The sequence below is a fragment of the Shewanella sp. S1-58-MNA-CIBAN-0166 genome (genome assembly GCF_040310085.1).
GTDB lineage: Bacteria > Pseudomonadota > Gammaproteobacteria > Enterobacterales > Shewanellaceae > Shewanella.
In genome coordinates this window covers 1-3,700 of record NZ_JBEOPN010000064.1, presented here as the reverse complement: position 1 = coordinate 3,700, position 3,700 = coordinate 1, and the positions used below count along the sequence as shown (strand labels likewise).

The window sequence follows — 3,700 nt, the reverse complement described above, 5'->3', positions numbered from 1 at the left end:
AATGGTCTAATGAAACTGTAGAGATTTATAGCTTAAAATAAGCAAAATCTTAAAGGTATTTATCATGATTAGAAAAATGAAAGTCACTGTCAGCCCTCTGCAAAAATTAGAATATGCCAAGCTGATGGTCGAACAGGGTTACACAAATAAACAAATCGATGACATGATGTCAGCGATACAATCTAACCTCGTTTCCAAAGGGACTTATCAACGATTAGTTGTTGCAGAAAAACCAAACAAAGTGGCTATTGTTGCCTACATCAGAAAGATGGTTATTAGCTTAAATTCGATGCTAAGAGATGGTGTTTTATGGGAAGCGCCAAAATCTTAAATTAACTATTGACGCCATAGTATCGTATTAATATTACTCTTTAATACGCCAACCTTTTGATTTTATACATGAAGCGTTTGCGCTAAAAAAAGATAAAAGTTGAATACTAGCAAAAGCGACTTCAAGCTCTTCTGAGTTTTCATTTAATGTTGCACTACTAACACCTTGCCTAGCTTCTAACGCACAATCACTCGCTTCTTTTCGAAACAGTTCGTTGTCAGCTGACATCTCACCGTATTCGTTATGAACAACAATTGGTGGAGTCGTAGAGCAAGAGCAAATCATAGACAATATAAATGCCAAAGAAAGTATTCTTGTGTTTATAACCATAACTTTTCAACAAATCCTCGTAATGCTAACGTTTCACAGTAAAACATTTCTAGCTTTATCTCTTGCAATCTTACTCCCTCCCCTGAAAAAACTGCAATGCTATTATTAATCAAAAAGATAATCCGAAACAAGACTCTCAAATCAGCTTTTTGAATGCTTAAAATTGATAACCAACCTATATACTTTGACTATCAAACAATATAACATCGAGAATTACTTGATAATCAAACTATTTTCTTATGAATAAAATTGCCGAAAAATATATCCACCAACACAATTTCACCTCCGTTAACGAGCAAAATGTCAAACGTACTTGGTATGTGCTTGTTATCACAGTCATCACTATGGCCATCGAAGTGATAGCGGGGACGATATATGGCTCTATGGCTCTGCTCGCTGATGGTTGGCATATGGGGACTCACGCAGCCGCTTTTTGTATTACGCTATTCACCTATAGCTATGCAAAAAAGCATGCTAATAGTGACCGATTCTCTTTTGGCGTAGGCAAAGTCGGCGTTCTCGGTGGATATACAAGTGCTATCGCATTAGCCATTGTCGCTATTATTATGCTGGTTGAATCTCTACACCGTTTATGGTCACCTATTGAGATCCAATTTAACCAATCAATTCTTGTGGCTATCGTAGGTCTAGTCGTCAACATAGCCAGTATGTTTATATTGGGTCATGAACATCACGGCCATGACCACGGTGACCACGGTGACCATAAACATCATAGTCATAAGCATGATGACCACAAACTTCATAGCCATGAACATGATGACCACGAGCGTCATAGTATCGAGCATCATAGCCACGAACATGATGACCACAAACTTCATAGCCACGAGCATGATGACCACAAACTTCATAGCCACGAGCATGATGACCACAAACTTCATAGCCATGAACATGATGACCACGAGCGTCATAGCCACGAGCATGATGACCACAAACTTCATAGCCATGAACATGATGACCACGAGCACCATAGTGGTAACGACCACAATCTGAAGGCAGCTTACTTCCACGTACTCGCTGACGCATTAACATCGGTGTTAGCAATTTGTGCACTTTTGGTAGGAAAATTCCTTGGATGGTATTGGTTAGATCCTATCATGGGGATCGTTGGTGCGGTGGTGATTACTAAATGGGCTCTAGGTTTAATGAAGCAAACGAGTCCTATTCTATTAGATGAAAATATCGACGAAGATTATCAATTAGACATTGTTAATACTATTGATGATGAACAAACCAAGGTCACCGATATTCATATTTGGAGAATTAGTGCAGATCATTATTCTGCCTCTATCGCAATCTGCACATCCACAGATACCAACGTTGAATCATTTAAACACTTATTGAATAAGTTTGATAAGCTAAGCCACTTAACTATCGAAGTGAATTACTGCTAAGGCCCTTTATGCATTCTTTGAATAATTTAATCATAGAGTTTTACGACAAACTGTCTTCTTGGGAGCAGTCTGTCGTTAAAGATACCGGTTATTCACTGGCACAAGTGCACACCATTGAGGTGTTAGGCTCTCACGGTTCCATGAGAATGAAAGAGCTAGCAGATAGGCTTGCAATTACCACTGGCACCTTAACGGTTCAGGTAGAGAGGCTGGTAAATTTTGGACTCATTACTCGCTCTCCACATGAAGACGATAGACGTTCAATATTAGTTGGATTAACAAGCGAAGGCATTGCGCTCCATAAGCACCACAATCGCATGCATATACAACTGACAGAAGATATTACTCGTCATTTAGATCAAAATTCGATAGATGTTCTGACCAAGAGTTTTGAAAAAATGAACCGAGAATTCTAATCTTCAGATTGTAGAATATGATGTTACAACGTCAAATGAAGTGCGAATAAGAGAACAAGTAAATCGTTTTTATATCAGTATATTGGGCGTGAGAAATAATTTAGCTAGTGCTTGTTTTGTTTTTGAATCAACGTTAGTTTTGGACACATTAAGTTTGTGTCCAAAACTATTTATCAATTATTTAAAAGTGTTACTTTCAGATACAGCCATGACTTCACCATCGTCAGCAATTTGAAAATATAACGTCTTTTTATCTTCTGTATTAGTGGCACTCACAATATAAACGCCTCCTGTAACGCTAAAGACCGTTACATCTGCAACGGTAATATTTTTCCATGATACCGGAAGCTGACCAACCGCATAGCCGAAGTCCTTAAATGTCATTTGTTTTGCAGACTTGATGACAACACTGATGACAGCATTATCATTCATATGGCCATGGCTTGAATGTGCCAGCGAATAACTGCTGATAAAGCTGCTCAAAAGCACCATGGTAAAAAGTAATATTCTCATAAATTTCCCCTTATTATTTTAAATCGATCATTTTAAACCGATCATTTTCAACCGATTATTTTAAACCGATGACTTTGTATTGTCCTTTTACCAATAACTGTACTGCTACCGGTTGATTAGACTTATTTTTCCAATACCATCCGTGGGAACCAGCAAAAGGTGCCGTAAAACTACCTTTCATATCAGCCGACGTCGCGATGACATAACTTTCGTAATATCCTGAGGTATCTCCCTTTGGCTCACCATGGAGGTCAACAAATAAAGCCGTCCCATCTGTTATCCATTCATAGGTCATTTTTTCAAATTGTTGCATGTCGAATTTATATTCTATTCCACGCCCTGCAGGTACCATCACTTCTATCGTTTGAAACTCATTAGAGCCTTCGGCAGGAGCGCTTTGTTGCACTTCTGGTTCTGCCGCTTGCGCTAATACTGTGACACCTATTTTTTGTCCAATCCCAGTCGGATCGATGTTGTATTCGGCGGGTAAAATTAGCGTAACTAAAACAATGCCTGCTACGACAATCGCCGATAGAGCGGCTTTAATTAACGTACTGCTGCTGACTGTATGTTGCATATTTATCTCTTTTTATTTGTTAATTAACCTGAACTCGGGATAATAATTGAACTAAACGCCCTCTTTACGATCAGATCTTTCGACCAAGAAGGATTTAATCATGCAGAGGGCGTATGAATAA

At 38.6% G+C, this 3,700-nt stretch carries 5 protein-coding genes and 1 pseudogene; 3 read left to right on the top strand and 3 right to left on the bottom strand.

Features of this window, described 5'->3' with window-relative positions:
- Positions 1-163 precede the first annotated feature (163 nt).
- A pseudogene (locus AAEY99_RS21050) lies at positions 164-331 on the top strand (IS110 family transposase); the annotation flags it as partial.
- Positions 332-364: 33 nt separating this feature from the next.
- On the opposite strand, the gene AAEY99_RS21045 reads toward AAEY99_RS21050, so the two are convergent.
- Complete coding sequence (locus AAEY99_RS21045; protein ID WP_157822829.1) at positions 365-661, bottom strand: hypothetical protein; 297 nt, start codon at positions 659-661, stop codon at positions 365-367.
- Positions 662-900: 239 nt separating this feature from the next.
- Between AAEY99_RS21045 and AAEY99_RS21040 the strand changes: the two genes are divergently transcribed.
- Entirely contained in the window at positions 901-2,073 is a 1,173-nt protein-coding gene (locus AAEY99_RS21040) for a cation diffusion facilitator family transporter (protein ID WP_351011921.1), read from the top strand.
- 8 nt (positions 2,074-2,081) lie between these two features.
- Positions 2,082-2,489, top strand: coding sequence for a MarR family winged helix-turn-helix transcriptional regulator (locus AAEY99_RS21035; RefSeq protein WP_350996144.1), 408 nt, complete (start codon positions 2,082-2,084; stop codon positions 2,487-2,489).
- Between the two features lie 177 nt (positions 2,490-2,666).
- Here AAEY99_RS21035 and AAEY99_RS21030 read toward each other — a convergent pair whose 3' ends face one another.
- Together AAEY99_RS21030 and AAEY99_RS21025 are read right to left on the bottom strand one after the other, a co-directional pair.
- On the bottom strand, positions 2,667-3,002 hold the full coding sequence (locus AAEY99_RS21030) for a DUF6488 family protein (RefSeq protein WP_350996147.1): 336 nt from the start codon (positions 3,000-3,002) through the stop codon (positions 2,667-2,669).
- Positions 3,003-3,057: 55 nt separating this feature from the next.
- Positions 3,058-3,579, bottom strand: a complete 522-nt coding sequence (locus AAEY99_RS21025; protein WP_011637972.1) for a hypothetical protein — start codon at positions 3,577-3,579, stop codon at positions 3,058-3,060.
- Positions 3,580-3,700 lie beyond the last annotated feature (121 nt).